The organism is Bacillus cereus group sp. BfR-BA-01316 (assembly GCF_022664195.1).
Classification (GTDB): Bacteria; Bacillota; Bacilli; order Bacillales; family Bacillaceae_G; genus Bacillus_A.
In genome coordinates this window covers 41,247-63,003 of record NZ_JAKUGX010000014.1, presented here as the reverse complement: position 1 = coordinate 63,003, position 21,757 = coordinate 41,247, and the positions used below count along the sequence as shown (strand labels likewise).

Genomic DNA, 21,757 nt, shown 5'->3' with positions numbered 1-21,757 from the left:
TCTCCTTCAAGATTTTTTTACCCTATCCTCTTTGCAAATTTACCAACAACAGTAAATCTCTTCATTTCTTCTACGCCAGTAATATAAAAGGGCCCGCTACGTAACCACGCATGGGCAATCATATTTCCTGTCTCATCTTTCGCGGTCCCTAAGTAAAGGGTACTTTCAATTTGACGCTTCTCCAACATTTTCATTGCAGCGATAGCTTTAACGAGACACTGGCTTTCCCAAAATGTATAACGGCTCATCATATGCACTGCTTGAGAAATTTTCCTTAACGTAATCTTTTCCGATTCATCATAGCTTAAAGACGTTTCTGCCATATGAATTCCTAATATAGGAGCAGCTTTAGAAAACGGTATACTTTTAAGAATACGAGCCCAGCCTAAATAAAAGAAAGCTTCTATAAGTAATAATTTTGTTCCCATATCGAACGACAAGAAAGCTTTGGCTTTATTTATGATATTCATCGATCCTACTCCTAATCTATTAAATCTGGAACGTTCAATTAAAAATCAAAGTTTTTCATCAACCGAGATTAACCCTTCTGCATACAAATGATTTAAGAAAGAGAGTACTTGTTCCTTACATTCTGCCTCTTCAATCATATATCGAGACAATAATATATCAATCACTTGATTGACAGATATTAATTCATTAATTAAACTCCAAATTTCACCACCTATACCTCCTAAGTTATAGTATTTCCCATTATGGATGCTCATCATCACTTTCTCCCCATCCATATCGCTCACTACATTTTCCTGACCTTGTACAACAAAACTGTGTAATGAAATTGTTTGTTTACTACTCATTATTTTTCCTCCTCTTTTAAAGACTCTAGAATTTTGGATACTAAATCATGTGCCGTAAACTTTGAAATAGGACGTCTCAATTGAAACATATCTATTTTGTTTACGATATTTGTAGAATGCATAAAATGCCATTCCATCATCCCCAATCGTGGGATTAATGAATTCCTATATGTATGACGCAGCAATGTGCGTAGTCTCTCCAGTCCTTCAATCTGCTGAAGTTCAACATCCCCATTTTCTACTTTCACTAATTCGAATACACCTGCCAATGGTAATGGTTCCTCGAAAAAGTTAGCTGTAACGGGGACAGCATATTTAGTTTCCCTTTCAAATAATGGCTGATAATGCGCTGTCTCCATTCCAAACTGATCAAGACTCTCTTTCCATAACTTTTGTTGCGGATAAGATGGTGTAACAAAAGGAGTATTATCCTCAGAAAGAGACACAGCAATTACATCATCGCTTAAAAGCTTATAGCCTTTGCTTAAAAGGGCTGATGCAAGAGTTGATTTTCCAGCTCCTGATCTTCCTACAAAAGCATACGCCTTTCCATTGATGGCTATTACACTTCCATGCAGAGGGAGTATTTTTCTCTGCATCAACAATGCCCCCATACAAGTCCCAAGAATATAAAGCCGAATCTTATCTTGATCAGACCCTTTCATAGGTGAAACAATGATTTTTTCTCCATTTTGAATACAAAACGTAGCAGTTTCGGGGATTTGAAACATAATTAATTCTTTTTCAACTACAAACACTGACTTCGGAGAAGATAACTCTCCCCATAATTGGGACAAATCTGCAGTTTCTATTTTTACGTCTACTTCATTTTCGTAATTACTTACTTGAGGCAATTCCGGCAGGGGAATCTCACTTAATAGGGCTAATCCGAAGGCTTTGTAAATCTCTTTCTTTACAGTATGTATCATCTTTCTCACTCCAAATAGTTGAAAAATTGATTAAAAAAACCCTTATACCGTAATTAAACTATATAAGGGCTGTAAAGCATATAAATCTTATTTAAATATTAGTGCATTAGCTGTGGTGAAGAGCGCCTTGCTCATCCTCATCTTCAAAAACTTGGTCAACAAGTCTCTTTCCAGGTCCAGCCATTGTCATGTTGATATCAAGTACTTCTAATACTGGTGATTGCCATTCTTGTTTCATAATTTCACCCCCTTTCAAATATATTTTTTGATAAATCGATAGACAATAAGACTACGCATTAAAATTCTAAAATCTGGATCAAACACGTATTCTACTCGTGGTTCTCCTTGAATTTTCAAAATCGCGCTCTTAATAATCTCCATATTAAAAAAGTTAGAGGCCACTGGGTCTTTACTAAGCTGCTGAAGTTCCTCGATAAACATTTTCCATGAAGGAATCATGCGATGAACCACATCAGCTGCCTGTATTCCCCGCACACGCTGATTTAATCTTACTTTGTCAGGAAGAAATCCTTTTGTGGACCTCCGGACAAGTGCACGATTTAAGCCATTTTGAACAAATTGTTCGAGTGGTAACGATAAACAGAATCGAATTACCCGTAAGTCATTCGTTGGATCATGCCCTTGTAAACCATAACGCAAGGAGAGCTTTGTTCCACTTGTACCCGTTGTATTCCACAAGTTTAGCTGTTCAAAATGTTTCTGCCTTATTTCATATATATTTGGGATAGAAGCCCCTGTTACTTTCACACCATGTTCTTCAAGCTTTCTAAATACATCAGTACGTTTTGCAAGTTCTGGACTAACTAACGTTGGCAGTTCGTATTGCTGTTCCGAGGAAAACATGTTTTTTATCGATGGAAATGCTTTCTCCCCTACGACTTTCAGTATTCTCGATTTTTTGACCCCAACGTTCTTACCATACAAATCAATTTCACGATAAAGCTGCAACCAGCTGAACTTTTTAAGTAAAATCGCATAATAATCTAAAGCTGGCCCCCAAGAGATTGTGAAATTTCCTCTCGCTCCATTTAAGAGCACCCCAATCCCTTGTTGTTGGGCTTTTTCATAAATTCCTTTCACCCAGACGGAATTTTCGAAAAATTTATATGGCATCTCCATAATCTCAAGCCAATCATCAATTTCTGAGAAAGAATTTTCTCCCGGAAAATTCAAATAATTCCCTTTAATATTCCCTACATGTTGTACTGTAGTTTGAATAAATGGCTTTTCATCAGCAATCGTATGACCACGAGTCCAATCAGTAAACCCTTCCGCAGGTACTGAGCTGAATGTATATAATTTTTTGTTCTCTTTTTGCAGGGCTCTCGCAGCAAAGCTAGCAACAGCTCCTGAATCTAATCCCCCACTTAAATGAGAACCAACATTACGATGAGTACGTAACCTTGATGTTACTGCGCTTTCAAATACGTCCCTGAACGCCTCTTCATAATCTTCATTTGATTTGAGTTGCAACTGCTCCTTTACAAATAACGTGTCGTATTTCGCAATACTAACTCTTCCCTTAACTACGGAGATAGTATGAGAAGGCGGGACTTGCTCTATATTTTTATGCACTGTTGAAAATGCATCTATTGTATCAAGCATATTAGGTATCGCTAAATATTCAGCTAACCATTGCTCATTCAATTCCTTCCCGACGTACGGTAAAGAAAACAGCGGTTGTATGCTAGTACAAAAAGCAAATTGATTTTGATTGCGGTAAAAGTAAAAAGTCCGACTTCCTGAAAAATCACGTGCACCAAAGAGCAATTGCTTTCTCTCATCCCAAATCATAAAAGCAAAATCACCAATTAGATACTTTGGTACATGCTCTCCCCACTTTTGATAAGCGAGTAAAATCAACTTACTATCAGGCATCTCTCTTCTATGTACCTTGTCTACTTGCAATCTATCGAATAATTCATTGCGATTATCAATAATAGCATCAGCAGTTATAACCAACTGTGTTTCATAATCATAGTAAGGTAATTGTTCATTAATAGATTCAGATGTTATCCATTTTGCATGGGAGCCAAAAAAAATATTTTCCTTGTGCCATATATCGGTATTGTCACCTGGATAACGAGATAAATCTTTCATGATTCCAATCCTATGTTCAGGCGGTATCGGTTCTCCATTTAAATGATAAATTCCGGTTATTGCACTCATTTTTTCCTCCCACTACGAGACAATTAAGGGAAAACCCGATGGATAAGCAAATTACTAGATATATCAAAAAAATGTTATTAATATACCAGAAAACCCTTTCCTCAAACTACCTCGTTTACGCATAACAGATTTTAAAACCCAATTTTATAGCCTTAAATCTTTTTTCAGTTGAAGTATTCAAGCTTTCAGGCTACCTATCCTATTGTAAACCCTCGCATTTTAATTTTCTCAAAAAAAGAACAAAGGTGTGATTTTCTTAATTCGAATCAAAATATTACCATCTGAATTTTATATAAATAAAAATCACTGAATTTAATATATCAATAAAACGTTTATATTCTTTATAAAGAATATAAACTCAGATTACCATTTCACTATTGCATTGTCAAGTATCTATATACTCAAGAAAACAAATATTTATGTATCTTTTTTAGTAACTGTAAGAACAAATAATACAGTAAAACTTTAATCGGTAGGAGGCTTTACATCCCTACCGACTATTAATCTCATCAATCGAGCTTTTACGAACATTCCATCTATCTTCTAAGTTTCCCTAAAATCTTAAGGTAGTGCTCTTAATGTTCACAAATAGCAGGATAAACATTATATCTTACAAATACACAGGAGAATTTTCATCTTTTTATATTTTGAAAATTTCTGTGCTATGATATTTCATATAATTTATTATTAACCTATTAATTAACGCTGATTTTCATATTTTATGTTCTCTATTACTTCATTCCCCTGCTTATTTAATCAAAACAGGAGAATAACCTTTTTATATTTATACCATTTTCACAAAAGGGATGATATAATATGCGTTTACCACTAATAATGCTAGCAAAGAATATAATTCGCATTTACCACAAGATTATGTACGCTTACTATTTCACTCTTTATAGGGATTGCCGTGACTTTCATTCAAAAAAAATTTTTTTCCGTAAAATGAAATTTCACAAAAACGGCACTGACTGAGATATTAAATCCTCCTAGTTCATTAACGCCTTTCTTAATTGAAGCTCTTTCTATTTTTTATCTTTACATGCTAGCACTTACCGTCAATATATTCTTAATACATGTAATAACTCTTGTCTGATCTTTTTCTGTCATACCTGATCCAGATGGAAGACATAGACCGGTTTCAAATAGTTTTCTAGCAATATCTTCACGTTCACTATGAGAATAATAAGTTATTCCCTCAAATAGCGGTTGCATATGAAGAGGTTTCCAAACAGGACGCGCCTCAATGTTTTCATTTTCCAGTTGTTTCAGTAATGCCTGAATCGATACTCCTGTTTTTTCTTCATCTACAGTAAGAACTGTAAGCCATCGGTTTGAATAGGTATCCTCTAACTCAGGCATAAACTGTACCCCTGGAATATGAGATAATTCTTGATAGTACCTATCAAATATTTTTCTCCTTGCCTGTACTCTATCTCGTAAGACTTGCAGCTGCGCCCTACCTACACCCGCTAAAATATTACTCATACGATAATTATATCCAACCTCACTATGTTGGTAGTGTGGAGCCGGATCTCTTGCTTGGGTAGCTAAAAATCTTGCTTTTCTCAATGCTTCGACATCATTCGAAACAAGCATACCTCCACCTGAGGTTGTAATGATTTTATTGCCATTGAATGAATAAACACCGAATTTTCCGAATGTTCCACTCGCTTTACCTTTGTAGGAAGAACCAAGTGATTCCGCTGCATCTTCTACTACTGGAACATTATATGTATTACATAACGAAAGAATCTCATCCATTTTAGCGCTTTGTCCATATAGATTCACAACAATTACTGCTTTCGGAAGTACCCCTTTCTCTTTTGCATCACGTAATGCACATTCTAAAGCCTGCGGTGACATATTCCATGTTTCAGGCTCTGAATCAATAAATACTGGTGTAGCCCCTAAATATAAAATTGGATTTGCGCTCGCTATAAAAGTAAGACTTGAACAAAACACCGTATCTACATCTCTTACATCCAGTAAGCGAAGTGCCAAATGGATAGCAGAGGTTCCTGAACTAACTGCAGCCGCATCAAGAACTCCAACATGGGATGAAAGTTCACTTTCAAACGCATCTACATTTGGACCAAGTGGAGCAATCCAATTCATATCAAATGCTTCCCCTATATATTTTTGTTCATTACCGCTCATATGTGGAGCGGAGAGATAGATTCTTGTTTTTTCCTGTGAGTATACCACTTTAAACACTCTCCTATAATTCTTTTTTTATTACTCTAGCTGGAATACCAACTGCCTTACAATTCGCTACAATGTCACGGATCACTGTTGCTCCGGCACCGATAACGGACCAATCGCCAATTGTAATATTTGGAATCACATTAACTCCTGCTCCTATATGTACTCCTGTTCCTACAGTAACGGATCCTGTAAGCACTGCATTTGGGGAAATATGTGCAAAATCATTTATCTTATTATCATGTTCAATAATAGCGCCTGAATTGACAATAACGTGATTCCCAATTTCAACATCTGCATTAACAATTGCACCTGGCATAATAACCGTACCAGCTCCAATCTTTGCACTTAAACTAACAATAGATTGTTTATGTATAAGCGTCGCATAGCGATGACTGGGAATCTCTAACTGCTCCATAATTATCTTTCTTGTTCTGTTATTCCCTATAGCTATCACTAACTTTGTATCTACATGCTCATCCATTAACTTTACAGCTGCAGAAATAGGTCCAAAATAGACACCATCCTCAATTTTCAACTCTTTATACACATCATCTAATTGCGCAATGATTTCATAATTTCCATACGATAGGATAATATCTCGGATTACTTTACTATGACCACCTGCCCCAATCATAATTATTTGCATCCATCTCACCTCCTCAAGAATTCTTTGTACCATTAAATTTTTCCACAGTTACATGCCCAACTTGATTGATTCCTTCTGACTTAAATACTTTCTTTACCGTTAACAACAAAATTTTCATATCAAGCCAAAAAGTCCGTTTTTTTGCATACCATACATCAAAACCAAATTTTTCCTCCCAAGAAATCGCGTTTCTGCCATTTACTTGGGCCCATCCCGTAATCCCTGGTCTGACATTATGTCGCTTGGCCTGCTCTTCTGTGTATAGTTCCAAATACTCCATCAATAATGGTCTTGGACCTACCAAACTTAGGTCCCCTTTTATAACATTAAACAACTGTGGCAATTCATCTAAACTATATTTTCTCAGAAACCCTCCGAAACGGGTAAACCTTACATCATCAGGCAACGCATTCCCCTCACTATCCTTCTCGTCAGTCATAGTTCTAAACTTATAAAGAAAAAAAGGGACACCATGCAATCCCGGGCGTTGCTGCTTAAATATGATAGGGGAACCCAACTTAATTCTAACTAAAACAGCCACTATTATAATAAGAGGTAAAAGAAACACCAATAATGACAAAGAAACGAACAAATCGAAAAGTCTTTTCATATATAATCATACTCCTAATTTGGTTTATGTATTAACCTCTACTCCATAACTGCCTAAAACTTCTATCTTCATAAAAAGCAGCCCCATTCATAGTTGAAAAATAACGAATTGATTTACTTTTTTATTTAAGGACATGTCATGCAAAATATTTAATTAAAATACTCAGTAATAAGAACACCACCATATTCAACAGAACATAGTGGTGTTTCATTTCTAAAAGATTCTTAATATTTTCCTTTTATTTACTTGCTCTTACTTTAAAGCATTATAATTTTGTGTCAATTCATTAGGCGCTGGTGCTCGATGGATTGGGTTAGTAACGGGATTATAGAAATGTAGATTTCAAATTAAAAAGTGCCCTTTTTGTTTGACTGAATTTTCACCCTCAGGTTTCCCATTATACTTTTAACAACTCCAAATAAATACTTAAATTCATCTGTCTTATAAAAAATAAATACATAAATAGCATTTGGAATTATTAAACAAATCATCCCTCTTAATATTAATGCTAGTAATCCATTATACGGAATAAGACCACATATTAAACTTGTGATAACGCAAGCTCCTAGCCCTATCATCACATAGTAAGTATATTTTAAAAAATAATCCCTAACCGGTTTACGAAATACTTTCTTATATACTAAATAAGGAGCAATCCAAAATGGAACCACTAGTGTACTTATAAGTGTTCCAATAAAGACACCTGTTATACCCATATATTGCACCAAGACAATAGAAGCCACCAGATTTACGGCAGCCTCTAAAAAGGGAGCATACCTATCTTCATGAAAAATCCCTGATGTTGTTTTGACCATAGATATAGAACGTCTCATTCCTGATACATAAAAATTTATCATTAATATAATTAATACACTTATATCCATAATAAATTTCGAACCAATCCATAAAGTAATAAAGGGTTGCATTATAATATATAAAAATATGGAAAAAAATGAGTATATCCAAAAATTACAAAGCATAGTAATCTTAAATATGCTATAAATTTTTTCATCGCTTTCTTTTGCAACCAAATTCCCTACACTATGATTAATATTATCAAAGATTTGATTTATAAAGGTTCTACAAATGTTAATTAACATATAATAATTTGAATACAATCCAACAGCTGTAACACTGACAAAAGACGCAATTAACATGTTATCAGTACCAAAGACAATATATCCACCTATATTATGTAGCACTAAAGCCTTTACATTTTTAACAATATTACTTTTGGTTTCACTATCTAATTTGCTTGCTGCTTTATTTTTTAAAAATGGGTACATCTTATCTACCAATATAGCCAAGAACGCAGAGGTACTAATTGTTATAATAATATCGATTATTAGATATAAAATATAACTATGCGTAAAGTATAAAATTCCTATTTTAACGCAAGTAGATATAATAGATGAGATAGAATAAATCCCTGTAACAATATATCCCTTTTGACATACATTTAAAAATGAGGTTTTATAAGAAAATAGATAAGATGAAGCTGTATTAATTAAAAATATAATATAAATAAAATGAATATTGTCTACCTTTGCATCTTTAGCGATATATCCAAGAAAAGGTAATAAAAGTAATCCTAGTAACAATACTATTAAAGCTATTGCCATATATGCCTTTCTATAAAAATTCATAAGCATATTGATTCTATCCTGATTATTTTCTGCCACTGGTTTATATAGATTATATATGATAGCAGATCCTATTCCTGCTTCAGCTAAAGATAACATTCCTAATATATTAGTAAATAATCCATTTACCCCCAGATACTCAACACCTAAATAAGTAATAAATATGGTTCTGGAAGCAAAACTTAGTAACGTAATAATAACTTGACTACCTATACCGGCTGATATATTAATTATTGAATTTTTAACTCTCATTTTTCCTCCCACTTCAGAAAGTATGAAAACACTTTCAATCAAAGAGTATTACCTGATTTCTCTTTTATATGCTGCAACTATTAAAGGGTACACTTTAAACTTTATTGCTAAATAATATATATACTCCTTAAAGTTATTGCATCGATATGAAAAACCAATTCCTTTTACACTATCTGAGAACATTTCATAATTCACTATTCTACGAAAAGCATTATTAACATCCACATTAGGATCGCTTTTTAAATTATTAACCAACAGTCTATATATGTGATTTATATAATAATTAGCCATATCTTTTTTAAATTGCTTATCGTGTAGTAAACCAAATTCTTGTGAAAGTTGTCTTCTCATTTGATATTGTAAAACTAAACTGTTCTCTAAATTTGGTTTATACGGAACCCTCATTAAGCTATTTGGATTATTAATAGTATAAAAATAAAGAACTTCTGAGATTGCACATACCCTTTGTGAGTGCAATAAAAACTCTAAATTAAAAATAACATCTTCTCCAATAAACACTTGTTCATTAAATCTGATGTTTTTTTCTTTTATAATGCTTAAATTGTATATATACCTCCATGCAAAGCATAGATCATTCTTGGAATGAACATTTGGAGAGCTCAGTACAAAATCCCTCCCGTTCATAACAGTATCTAATTTGAAGTTAGGAATAATACTATTATTATTTGGAACAGTTTTGTATCCACATATTACAGCATCACACTTTTCATCTTCTGCAATACCATATAACCTAGTAAAATAGTTTTCGCTTACCTCATCATCGGGATCTATAAACACTATATACTTCCCTGTAGCAGCTTCGATCCCTGCATTTCTTGCGCTACTCACTCCTCCATTTTCTTTATAGATTACTTTAATTCTATTATCCTTTTCTAAATATTCTCCACATATTTCACCACATTTATCTGTTGAACCGTCATTGACTAAAACTAATTCAATATTGACGAAAGGCTGTTTTAAAACACTTTCAATACATCTAGCTAACCATTTTTCCACATTATATATGGGAACAATAACACTTATTAATTCATGCAATCCTTTCACCCCTACATTACTTACATAAGTTAAACCCTCACGCCTATCTTATTACAGCTTTAATTTCGTTTAAATATTTCTCATCTTGAATATCGCCCACATTTTGTCCAGCACCTGCTTCACATACGTACTTATTTTCAATTTTGATTTTAGTTTTTGCTTGTCTTAAAAACCATTCGTATTCAATATCCACATGCCCTATATCAATTGCTTGATATCCCTCTTTATACAAATCATATGCTAATATAGTAGCAGTAGGCCCTATTGCTAATAGAATCAATTTAGATTTATTATTTTTTTTTGCTGCTGTTAAGATTTTATTGTAATGTAAGAATGCGTGCTCCTCTGGTACTAAAATCCTTTCAATTGATTTAGCATTGTCAAACAGATCATTTCCAATACCTAATCTACTCTTACTGCCTTCTATTAAAACTATATCCCTATCTTTCCATATTAATTTTAATAATATAAACCATTCTTTACATTTTGACTTATCTCGAAAGGGATAATAGAATCTCGATATAAAGGAATTATAATATACTTTTCCCTTCTTCAAATCTTTATACCACTTTAATCTATATTTTGCAGTATGAAGACTCCAATAATCCTTTGGTTCATCTGCATATTTTGATAAATCTTGAAAAACATCTGGTAAACAAACTAAGAACTTCTCATCTTCACTTAGCAATATTTCTTTTAATCTTTTTGATAACAAATGATCCGCCCGTTGGAATGTTATATCTAGATTATGAATTAATTTAAATTCACCATCACCATACCTGGCTACGGAAGCTTTATCATGAATAATTTTTTTTAAAGTTTCATCTATAGATTGAATTCTAGGAGGCTTGAAAAAGCACTTCGTGAATCGATCTTTTATGATAGTTAATCGATTCAAACTCTGAATTTTCACATCAACCAATTTATTCCAAATAAAAACTAACATACTTTTTATTTTTATTTGTACCATACCAAGCTCCTTTCTAATACTTTTCTCGATAGAGCATTAGATTATCTTTCCTCTTTTTCTTAAGAAAATTACTCTTATCCCTCTATTCACATCTTACATAATATTTATTCTTATTATTTCCCAATTTTTCAACTAGCCTTTTTTCTCAATGAAATATCGCCTCTAGAATTTTCAGCGGCAAGTTTCCGGCCTATTTTTATTGATGGAATTTCAATAAATTTATAACATAAGACCGACGCAACCATAGTAAATATGAAAGAAATTAATAAAATTAAAGGCACTGATATCTTTCCATAGAAAATATGAACTGTTGTTAATAGAACAATTGGATGTACTAAATAAAGACTATATGATATTTCCCCTATAAATTGTACTGGTTTAATCAGTAATAATTTAGAAAATAGTTTTGAACTTAGGGCGGATAGAATAATTAAAACTGCGCCAAAACATATATACCAATCGATGATGATAAGATACAACTCATAATCAATTTCACCAATTAGTTTGGAAAGTAACATAAATGGGATACGTGGATAGCTAAAAAATAAAAGACCTAAAGGCAATAATAGATATTTTACTTTTAAATTAATAATTTTACTCACTAAATATTCTCTGTTTTTAGCTAGTAGTGCACCAATAATAAACATTGAGCTATAATGTAATGTGATAAAGTAATTGGTGGATACTGGAATATTAAATTCGCTTGGAATGTTCTTCATTAATAAATAACCAATAACTGATAAAAACATCGCTATCCCAATACTTACTTTCCAGTTTACTCTAAGTAAAAGAAAAATAATTAAAGGAAACACTATGGAAATTCGCATCTCGTGAACTAATGACCAAATCACCATAATAAACGCATCAGAATTAAATTCTCTCAAGAATAAAATATGATCCATTACTCTATTAAAAGAAACTTCTATGTTCCATGAACCCCATTGTACCAAACCGGGAATAGTACCAATTTTAGAATGAATCCCCAATTTAATTCCTATTGCAATAAAAAGAATCACAATATAAGGAATATAAATCCTACAAACTCTTTTAATAAGATACTTTAAATAATTAAATTTCGTCCCTTTATAAAAAGGCAAGGATAGAACAAATCCACTTAACACAAAAAATATAATAACAGCCGAATGACCTTGCCATAATATAGAAAAATAGGCCCCAAATGTTGAATACATTACCTTTTTACCTAATATCGGAAATAATGCTAAGAAGTGTCCTAATAGAACAATGATTGCAGCAATACCCCGAAGGGAATCCAATTCTTTATAACGTCTCGTCATAATTCTTCCCTCTGTTCTAAAATGAAATTTATTAATCTAACTATTAAAATTTAGTCATCCTCCTTATAAGGATGACTAAATTTTATAATTATTACGTAAATTAATTAATCTAATACAAAACCCTTGTGTGAATGGCAATATATCGAATAACGTAGAATATACACCTATATCCTTCGTATCACCTTGAGAGAAGTCAACCGCTCCGTTTCTTCTTGTCACTCCCATCAAATAACCGATAGCTTTATCTGCACTTTCCAAACATTCCTTTGAAATATCCTCTATCTTTGCTGCATTCAACATAAACCACCCCAGTGTGGATGTAGCGGAGGAATCTGGTCCGCATTCGTTCCTGGTTACAGTCCAATTCCAATTGCCTTGTTGTTGAAATTTCATCGTAGCTTTTGCAAATTTACGTACACTTTCTTCTAATACAGGTTTATAGCTGTTGTTTTCCGGTAATTCATTCCACGTATCTATAAGACCTATAGCAAACCATCCAAGACCTCTTCCCCAGCCATATAAACCTAGAGGAACTTTATCTTCTAATCTATAAGCATGGCATGGTATATGACTTAAGTTTAACATTCCATATGTTTCATATTCTTTAATCTGCTTTACAGCCAAATCTATACACTCACTTTTGTTATACCTAATGCCGTAAGTCACTAAGAATGGACATATGAAACCAATGGTATCTACGTATCGATACCCCTTCATAAACTTTCTATATTCTATCGTACCATCCTCACCTATATGCTCTTGTATCATTTCCCAAGTAGCATCCAAGGCTTTTTTATATTTATCTATATCCTCAAAATCCAGCTTCATGATCGCATAAGCAAGTATTGCTCCATCTACATACTGAGGTTTGTGCACCCACTGACCATTATGATCAAATTTAGAGTTCAAAAACTTCGTAATTTCATGTTTCACTGCTTTGTCATCGTTATATTTCAGGTATTCAGATAACCCTAATAGTAAAGATGCTTCTTGCCAATGCTGTATAGCACTTTTCGTATAATTTCCTTTCAACATATCAATTGCTATTAATCTTGTGTTATCAGTTACCTTAATCTTTGGTGTTTTATTTAGCCACTTAACACCTATATGAGTGATTGACTGATTCCATAAGCTTTTATCCGTATATCTCCCTATTTTTATTCTTCCCAACCAATTCTTTCCTATAGGAATGAAATCAATCACTACAATAATTGCGATTACAGCAAGTAACACAAGGCACGCTGCCTGTATAACCATATAATTATGTCCTTTCTATACTACTTAAATAATGTATATAATTTTTTTATCTCCGACTCGGTTCCTAGCTCTTCATCTGATAAGTTCTTTATTAACTTATTTCTTAATTCTTCATTATGTATTAATTTCTTAATTCCCTCCGAAAGTGAGTGAGCATCCATGTCTATAATCAGCCCATTTTCTTCATTTTTAATTTGATCTTTAGCTGTACTGAAATTTGTTACCATTATTGGTTTATGCAGTATTTTTGCTTCGTCTATTGCGATAGATTTTCCTTCGAACCTGGATGGTTGTACATATATATCTGCTTCTCTTATATACGGATAGGGATTTTCTTTCAGTCCTAACAGTAAAAAATGATCTTGAAGGTGATTTTCTTCTATCATTTTTTCTAACTTACCTCGCCCTTCCCCTTCTCCAATGATATACCACTTTATTTCATATCCATCTCCAACCAGATTCTTACATGCTTCTATAGCCAAATCAAATCCCTTTTCATGACTTAGCCTTCCTACAGAAACAAGCTTTACCCCTTTACGCTCTAGATCTACCTTTTCCTGTGACATTTTATTTATCGTACTTGGAGATACGATGTTATGAATAACACCTATTTTGTCGTTATATATAGAAAATCTTTGTTTTAAAACATTGGCACATTCCTCAGACACCGTCACTATATGATCCAATGAACGAAAATAACCCATATCAATGTTAGGATCCATTCCTAATTTGTCATAATCAGTGTGTATAAAACCAATTTTCTTATTCGCATTTACTTTGTCTATACAAAAGTAAACTGGGTTCTTTTCTAAGTACCCAATCGCTACATCATACTTTTTACTTATATTCTGTAAAGATTTTGATAGATATCGCCATACTCTCTGTTCACAACGGGCTTTGTTTTTTTCACTTTTAAATATGTAACCTGCACAAACCCTTGATAAGGCTATATCTAGTCTTCCTTGTCGCAAGCATTTCATGACAGCTGCTTTTATCGGCATATCAAACAACTGATACTCAGAAGGTTCTTCCAATACATTCACTTGTTTAGGGATTTTATTAAGGAATAAACCTTCATGCTTAAATAAAAATAAATCCACATTATAGCGAGAGTAATCCATCGTATTCAACAGAGAGATTAATGACTTCTCAGCCCCACCGCAGTTCAAATTATTGATAACAAATAATACGTCTTTTTTCATAATAATCACCTTTTAAAGAATTCCGTAGAGCTTATTTATTTCTTTTTCGGTTCCTAACTTTTCTGTAGATAAATTATTTACGATTCTTTCCCTTAATTCTATATCTTTGATAAGCCTTTCAATTTCAGTTGCTATTCCTTCTTCAGACATCTCAGTAATAATTCCGTTTATTCCATGATTTATTTGATCTTTTGCAGTTTCAAAGTTGGTCACCACTATCGGTTTATGCAATATTTTTGCTTCATCAATTGCTATAGACTTACCTTCATATCTAGATGGTTGCACATATATATCTGCTTTTCGTATATAAGGATAGGGATTTTCTCGAACCCCCAAAATTGTAAAATGGTTTGATAGATGATGATCTTCTATTAAACGTTCTAATACATCTTTTTCATTTCCATCCCCTAATACGTACCACTTTATCTTGTATCCTTTTTCAAGAAGTAACTTGCAAGATTTCACCGCTAAATCTAAACCCTTTTCATGACTTAATCTGGCGACAGTAATAATATTGGTATAATGTCTATCAAACAAACTGTCATCTTCTATATCTTCTTTAGATAAATCATATATAATGCTAGGAGCTACTATATTATATATAATCGTAACTTTATTTTTTAGTTGTGGAAAATTTTCTTGTAACGATTTTGCACACTCTTCTGAAACCGTTATTAGATTATCTAGTTGTTCAAAATATGAGTTATCGAACTGGCAATCCATACCTGAATTCGAGTAATTTGTATGTATCCATCCAGCCTTTTTTTTGGCATTGACTTTATCAACTACGAAGTATATTGAAGACTTTTCAAGATAGCCTATCGCTGCATCATACTCTTTTTCTAACACTTCAAATGACTTACTTTGATATTCCCATGTATACTGTTCTGAAATTGCAGCTTCCCTTATCAATCTATTTTTAATAGTGAACATCAATCTTGAATATGCTAAATCAATTTGTCTATTCTTTAAAAAGCCCATTATTGAATTTTTAAGGCTAGATGCAAATATTTTATAATCACTTGGCAGATCTAATATATTTACCTCTCTTGGTATCGAATTTATGAATATTCCTGTTTTATTAAACAAAAATAAATCTACATCATATAAACTGTAATCTATCTGAGATAGTAAATTTATCAAGCTTTTTTCTCCACCACCAGCAGATAAACTAGGCATAACAAATAGTAGTTTTTTTTTCATAATGTACCCCAAATTACTTAGACAATTCTTTCAAATATTCTACTGCTTTGTAAGACATTTTCTTTATATTAGGTATAGATTGTTGTAACTTTTGTTTTATTTCCTCTTCCTCTCGTACCATCTCATCAAATCTTGCTTTTAATTTATTACTATCAGATATCTCCTCTATATCTAAAACTAATTTTTCTTCCCCAAATATATCTTTAGATATCCCTTTGGACTTTACACTATATCCCAATACCATAGTCGGAATAAAACTAGAGTAAGCAGCTATAGTTGCATGCGTTCGAGCTCCTATAAAGAAACGCATTCTAGCTATATACCCCTTATACTGTATTGCATTTAAGTTATCTGGTAACAGAATCACTCTGCCTGTGTCCTTAAATTCTTGGTAATATTTGTAGAGAACTTCGTAATCATTGTTCCCATCTTCAATAACGTGAGGTGTAAGAGCAATCGTCATATCTGTAGTATTTAATATATGATTAACTAACTCTCTTACCGCGACTTGAGAATTCTCATTTCTATTCCATACAAGCGGGCTAAAATTAAGACCCATTGTATTTCCTTCCTGCCATCCATTAGGCAACTCCAATTCTTCTTTTTCCATTGTAAACGCAGCATCAGCACACAATTGAACATTATTTAATCCTTGTTTTTTTAACATATTATAGGTAAGACTTTCGCGTGCTAATATTAAATCAAAGAGCTTTAGATCTTCCAACTTTCTTTCAGACATATCCTCTTCTCCTATAGAACATCCCCATAGTACTAGCTTTTTCCCCTGCATTTTTACTCTTCTATCAATCTCATACCACCCAGGTTGCTCTCCATAGCAATAATTATCCCCTCCGATAGATAAACATACATCGGAACTTTTTATATGCTTTATTATGTTATGATGAATTTTCCCTAATGCATAAGACTCATCGTTAAAGAGTTTTACTTTAACTGAGGACAATAACCAATCATATGAATATTTTTTCAGACTGCGGCTAGAACCATCATATATATAATCTAACTTATTGATTACCTTATCTGTTTCAGGTCTATCTGATGCCAAACATACTTTTGCTCCATCTATTTTTTCTTTTATAATATTTGCAGAAGCTCGAACTATCGCTTCGCACCCTCTATTCAAACTGCCCCCATGGGCAAACATCATAAACTTCACACTAAATTCCTCCAGTTTTATTTATTTCTAAGCCTGCTGTAAGAGACTGCGAAGTATAACCCCACAGTAGATTTTCTTTTAATCATATTTATTAAAAATTTCTCATATCTACCAAGCTTGCTATAAGTTACTTCACAATATAGTGGCAATGCCTCTCTAACATATTGATTACATATCATTTTTTTTATGTATTCATATCTCTCACTAAACCGTATTTCCTTAGACGGTTCAAAATAAATATATACGTAGGAAATTACACTATTTATAAACTTTCTTGATTTCAATTCACGTATCTTTGCCTTATCGACCTTTTCGATGTAAATTTTCGGTAGTTCCATGTTATATACTTCCACAGCTCGCTTGAAATAATCTTTTTTTGAGATATCCCGAGTTGCGCTACCCGCTACATCCCTATAATAATACCCCGTATAATCTATATATTTCATATTAGTTGCATTACTAAAAAATTGAATATTAAACATTCCATCTTCTCCTAATGCAACCTTCTCTGGAAACTTCACATTATTTTTCGTTATTATGCTATTTTTATAAATTTTGTTTACAGCAGTATTTAAATTATCGCTTTTAAGAAAATAGGGTAATATCTCTTTATTTATATATTCTTTTTCCAGAACAATATTAATTGGAAATGGATATTCAATTGTTACCTTATGCCCTTCAATCTCACTTCTTAAATTTGATATAATTACATCACAATTGCTTTGTTTTGCTGAATTATACAGAGTTTCATACATATCCGCTTCTACATAATCATCTGCATCAACAAATCCAATATATTCACCATTAGCTATAAGAATTCCTTGATTCCTTGCAATACTCACACCTTGATTTTTTTGATTTATAAGTATAATCCTGTCATCTAGTGCCCTATACTTTTCAATAATCTCTACACTATTGTCCGTTGAACCATCATTGATAAAGATAAATTCGCAGTTATGAAGCACCTGATTTAACAGTGATTCTATACACCGAGTAATATATTTACCAGCATTATAAACCGGTATAATTACACTGACATTTCTATTCATGAGCAAATCACCCCTTTGCTTCGAATCTCTTATACTTTCATTTTTAAAAATTTTTGTAGTTGTACCAGTACAATTAATAAACTTTTAAGCCTCCATAATTTCATACAACTTATTTAATTCATACTTATTACTATAATCAGTATTACTACAATTGTTAGCTAACTGCTTTCTTACGGTAGCATCCCTATACAATTTTTCTATTCCATCTGCTATTCCTTCAACGGATAATTCCGTAATATATCCGTCAACCCCATTTTTCACTTGACTGTTTGCGGTTGTATAATTTGTAATTAGGACTGGTTTTGCAAGTATCTGAGCCTCTCCTACTGTAACAGCTTTTCCCTCATATCTAGATGGTTGGACATATAAATCAGCTTCTTTTATATATGGATATGGATTAATTTGCTTTCCTAACAACACAAAGCTATTTTCTAATTTCAAATCCCTTATTAGACTTTTAATCATTGTTTCGTCTCCACCATATCCAACTACATACCAGGCTATATTCTCATAGCCTTTATCTTTCAATATCCTTAAAGCCCTAACAGCATTATCGATTCCTTTTGCATGAGATAGTCTAGCCACAGTTATAATTTTAAAACGGTTATCAAGAAGCATAGGCGTATCTATCTCTTCATTCGCCATGTCTCTAATAAACTGCGGGGAGGTTATATTTTCCATCACTATAACCTTATTTTTTAATGCACTATATTTTTTTAAAAATGAATTTTTGCATGCTTCTGATACGGCTACAATATAATCAAATTTATTCCATACTTTTAAATCCATCTCTATATCTGTCTCAATTGTAGAATAATCTGTATGGATCCATGCTATTTTTTTCTTAGCCTTGACCTTATCTGCTACAAAATAATGCGGCCACAAATAACTAATTGCAACATCATACTCTTTATCTAGTTTAGGTAAAAATGGAATAGCATATTTCCACATTAATTGCATTTGATAATATCCTGTCTCTACTATTCCTTTAGCTTTTCCTGCAAAACGAGTATTTATCTTAGATAAAATTCTAGAAAATCCAATGCCATACTCTTTATCCTTTAAAGTTTCTCCGATTGACTTCCTAAAGGTGGTGTATTGTGGAACTTCTTCTAATAGATTTACCTTGTTACAAACTAATTCCAAAAAATCCCCTTGATGCCTATACAGCATTAAATCAACAGCGTATTTTTTGTAATCAAAACCCTCAAGCATACTTATAAGGCTTCTTTCTACTCCTCCAACTTCCATATCAAATGAGGCCACCAGTATATCCTTCATATATGCCTCCTAATTTTTTGTAACAAATTTTCTTATCCGCGCTATATTTTCTCCACCTATAACCTTAGATGCTAACAGTTTTAAACCACTCTTCAATCTCGCTTTAGGTGGTAACCAACTTTTATAAAAATGATGCATTGCATATGTATTTGGAGTAATAAATTTTCTACAGTTAATATAATCATATGGAGAAAAATATGTTTGAGGATAGAAGGCTCCTATCCCACTTATTTCTTGATATTTTCCATTCAACTGTAATCCTTTATTTTTTAGTATCTCGCTTATAATGGCCACATTGGTTAAACTGTCATACTTTCCATCCTCTTTAATAAAACTTTTTTCTTCGTATGAATCTAGAAACATTTTTATTAATACATTTCCTTTAGTGGCTCCTATTGTACTTGTAGCTATATAGTTCTCTTGTTCAAATCCCCAAAATGAATCATGATGTAGCATATCATCAAAAGATTTGAATACCTCCACATCCGTATCTAAGTAAATTCCTCCAAATTTATAAAGAGCGTATACTCTTACATAATCACTTACAAATGCAAATTTTTTGTATTCATAGGCTTCCTTGACATATAAATTACAATTTATATCAAAATTATCTTCATTCCACTCAATTATTTCATAACCAGCCAAATTCTCTTTCCAGCTATCTATACATTTTTTTACTATTATTGGTTTTTCTCCTTTACCAAACCAACAATAGTGAATGATGCGTGGAATCTTTTCTGTAAATGCCAACTCAGTATCCCCTTTCTAAACTATATAGAATAATACACCTATACACCTAAATTTCCATATTTCATTGATCAACTAGTCATTAACATATTTCACCTTAAAAAACTTAGAAATTTAAAAAATTACTTTTATAAATAATGTTTAATGTTATTACATTCTCGTATGCATAGAAAATAAAATAAAATATTAATATTGCATAATAAACTAGTTTTTGGTCTTTATCAGTAAATAATTTTATAATCCATGAAATTAAAATTAATTGGTATAATCCAAAATATATAGAAAATCTTGCAAAAATCCAATTTTGTGTTGAAATTATCATGAATACAAGTCCTAATATAGACATATTTACTACATAGTCACTTTTAGGAAATATTTCCCTGAGTTTCTCTCTTCCAATGTAAGCAATAATAATTGGAGGAATATTAACTCCAACTCTAAGTATATTTGCTCCGCCCTCAGAAAAGTTCTTGTAATCTCCATACTGACTATCTCCTATGACTGAGAATAAGGTATCTAAAAATTGATTAAACCCTATAACTATGAATACAGAGCAAAAAAGGGTTACATACGTTTCCCATGACCATGCTTTTCTCCTAATCATAAAATATATTGGAATAAGGATAAGTGCAGTTTGGTGTATTGTTGATGCAAATAGAATAATTAGAATATACTTTTTCCAGTTACCTTCAAATATATATTTTGTTGCAGCAAAAATAATTGCTGCTGCAAGAAATTGCCTTATCCCATTCATTGATATTAAATACATTCCACCTGTTATATATACATATAAACTTAATTCGAACATTCTTGTATATTTATATAAAACCAATACAATAAGTACATTTGTTATTAGTGCCGTTACAAAAATCAATATTTGAGGGTCATTAGAGAACTGTTTTAAAATCATCTGAAGCACATTAAAACCCATATCTTTTCCTTCTTTTATATGTTCCCAATCAAACGTATCTTTTTTATAAGAATACATATAAAAAAAAGTATCCCCGATATTATTACGGAGACCAGACACCATTACAAGAATAACTATTGTTAAAAATACTAACAGCTTATTTGGCTTTGATTGAACAATGTGTGGTCCCATTATTACAGGAGTAGAAAAATATCTTGCTAAAAAAGAAAGAATATAAACTAAGGCCAGCGTAACCCAAAATATAAACATTTTTAAATTCCTTTCATATTATAGATTGTAAATATAAAACTCTTTGCTAT

At 32.4% G+C, this 21,757-nt stretch carries 20 protein-coding genes; all 20 read right to left on the bottom strand.

Annotated elements, in window-relative coordinates; translation table 11 throughout:
* Positions 1-17 precede the first annotated feature (17 nt).
* Complete coding sequence (locus MR071_RS13045) at positions 18-470, bottom strand: lasso peptide biosynthesis B2 protein (RefSeq protein WP_001021513.1); 453 nt, start codon at positions 468-470, stop codon at positions 18-20.
* 45 nt (positions 471-515) lie between these two features.
* A complete protein-coding gene (locus tag MR071_RS13040) occupies positions 516-815 on the bottom strand; it encodes a lasso peptide biosynthesis PqqD family chaperone (protein ID WP_000095761.1) in 300 nt (99 codons plus the stop codon).
* Complete coding sequence (locus tag MR071_RS13035; RefSeq protein ID WP_078213869.1) at positions 815-1,744, bottom strand: aldolase; 930 nt, start codon at positions 1,742-1,744, stop codon at positions 815-817. The genes MR071_RS13040 and MR071_RS13035 overlap by 1 nt, the downstream gene beginning before the upstream one ends.
* Positions 1,745-1,850: 106 nt before the next feature.
* A complete protein-coding gene (locus MR071_RS13030; protein ID WP_000808480.1) occupies positions 1,851-1,982 on the bottom strand; it encodes a paeninodin family lasso peptide in 132 nt (43 codons plus the stop codon).
* A 14-nt stretch (positions 1,983-1,996) separates the two neighbouring features.
* Positions 1,997-3,934, bottom strand: a complete 1,938-nt coding sequence (locus MR071_RS13025; protein WP_078213870.1) for a lasso peptide isopeptide bond-forming cyclase — start codon at positions 3,932-3,934, stop codon at positions 1,997-1,999.
* Between the two features lie 1,038 nt (positions 3,935-4,972).
* Positions 4,973-6,142, bottom strand: a complete 1,170-nt coding sequence (locus MR071_RS13020) for a DegT/DnrJ/EryC1/StrS family aminotransferase (RefSeq protein WP_105586034.1) — start codon at positions 6,140-6,142, stop codon at positions 4,973-4,975.
* 13 nt (positions 6,143-6,155) lie between these two features.
* A complete protein-coding gene (locus MR071_RS13015; protein WP_078213782.1) occupies positions 6,156-6,788 on the bottom strand; it encodes an acetyltransferase in 633 nt (210 codons plus the stop codon).
* Positions 6,789-6,801: 13 nt separating this feature from the next.
* Positions 6,802-7,398, bottom strand: coding sequence for a sugar transferase (locus tag MR071_RS13010; protein WP_105586035.1), 597 nt, complete (start codon positions 7,396-7,398; stop codon positions 6,802-6,804).
* A 347-nt stretch (positions 7,399-7,745) separates the two neighbouring features.
* The gene (locus tag MR071_RS13005; protein WP_105586036.1) at positions 7,746-9,293 is read right to left on the bottom strand and encodes a lipopolysaccharide biosynthesis protein; all 1,548 of its coding nucleotides are present in this window, start codon (positions 9,291-9,293) and stop codon (positions 7,746-7,748) included.
* A gap of 48 nt (positions 9,294-9,341) precedes the next feature.
* Positions 9,342-10,349: a glycosyltransferase gene (locus MR071_RS13000; protein WP_016127645.1), complete on the bottom strand. Its 1,008-nt coding sequence runs from the start codon at positions 10,347-10,349 to the stop codon at positions 9,342-9,344.
* A 43-nt stretch (positions 10,350-10,392) separates the two neighbouring features.
* Entirely contained in the window at positions 10,393-11,319 is a 927-nt protein-coding gene (locus tag MR071_RS12995) for an SP_1767 family glycosyltransferase (RefSeq protein ID WP_078213785.1), read from the bottom strand.
* 128 nt (positions 11,320-11,447) lie between these two features.
* A complete protein-coding gene (locus MR071_RS12990) occupies positions 11,448-12,614 on the bottom strand; it encodes an acyltransferase family protein (protein WP_242236331.1) in 1,167 nt (388 codons plus the stop codon).
* Positions 12,615-12,689: 75 nt separating this feature from the next.
* Positions 12,690-13,871, bottom strand: coding sequence for a glycoside hydrolase family 88 protein (locus tag MR071_RS12985; RefSeq protein WP_113733758.1), 1,182 nt, complete (start codon positions 13,869-13,871; stop codon positions 12,690-12,692).
* A 20-nt stretch (positions 13,872-13,891) separates the two neighbouring features.
* The gene (locus tag MR071_RS12980; protein ID WP_016127641.1) at positions 13,892-15,073 is read right to left on the bottom strand and encodes a glycosyltransferase; all 1,182 of its coding nucleotides are present in this window, start codon (positions 15,071-15,073) and stop codon (positions 13,892-13,894) included.
* Between the two features lie 12 nt (positions 15,074-15,085).
* Positions 15,086-16,276, bottom strand: coding sequence for a glycosyltransferase (locus tag MR071_RS12975; protein ID WP_078176133.1), 1,191 nt, complete (start codon positions 16,274-16,276; stop codon positions 15,086-15,088).
* A 13-nt stretch (positions 16,277-16,289) separates the two neighbouring features.
* The gene (locus tag MR071_RS12970; protein ID WP_242236329.1) at positions 16,290-17,450 is read right to left on the bottom strand and encodes a polysaccharide pyruvyl transferase family protein; all 1,161 of its coding nucleotides are present in this window, start codon (positions 17,448-17,450) and stop codon (positions 16,290-16,292) included.
* Positions 17,451-17,467: 17 nt separating this feature from the next.
* On the bottom strand, positions 17,468-18,499 hold the full coding sequence (locus MR071_RS12965; protein ID WP_105586038.1) for a glycosyltransferase: 1,032 nt from the start codon (positions 18,497-18,499) through the stop codon (positions 17,468-17,470).
* Positions 18,500-18,583: 84 nt separating this feature from the next.
* Entirely contained in the window at positions 18,584-19,780 is a 1,197-nt protein-coding gene (locus MR071_RS12960) for a glycosyltransferase (protein ID WP_105586039.1), read from the bottom strand.
* A gap of 9 nt (positions 19,781-19,789) precedes the next feature.
* Positions 19,790-20,530, bottom strand: coding sequence for a glycosyltransferase family 32 protein (locus MR071_RS12955; protein ID WP_078176137.1), 741 nt, complete (start codon positions 20,528-20,530; stop codon positions 19,790-19,792).
* Between the two features lie 103 nt (positions 20,531-20,633).
* On the bottom strand, positions 20,634-21,707 hold the full coding sequence (locus MR071_RS12950) for an EpsG family protein (RefSeq protein ID WP_078176138.1): 1,074 nt from the start codon (positions 21,705-21,707) through the stop codon (positions 20,634-20,636).
* Between the last annotated feature and the right edge of the window lie 50 nt (positions 21,708-21,757).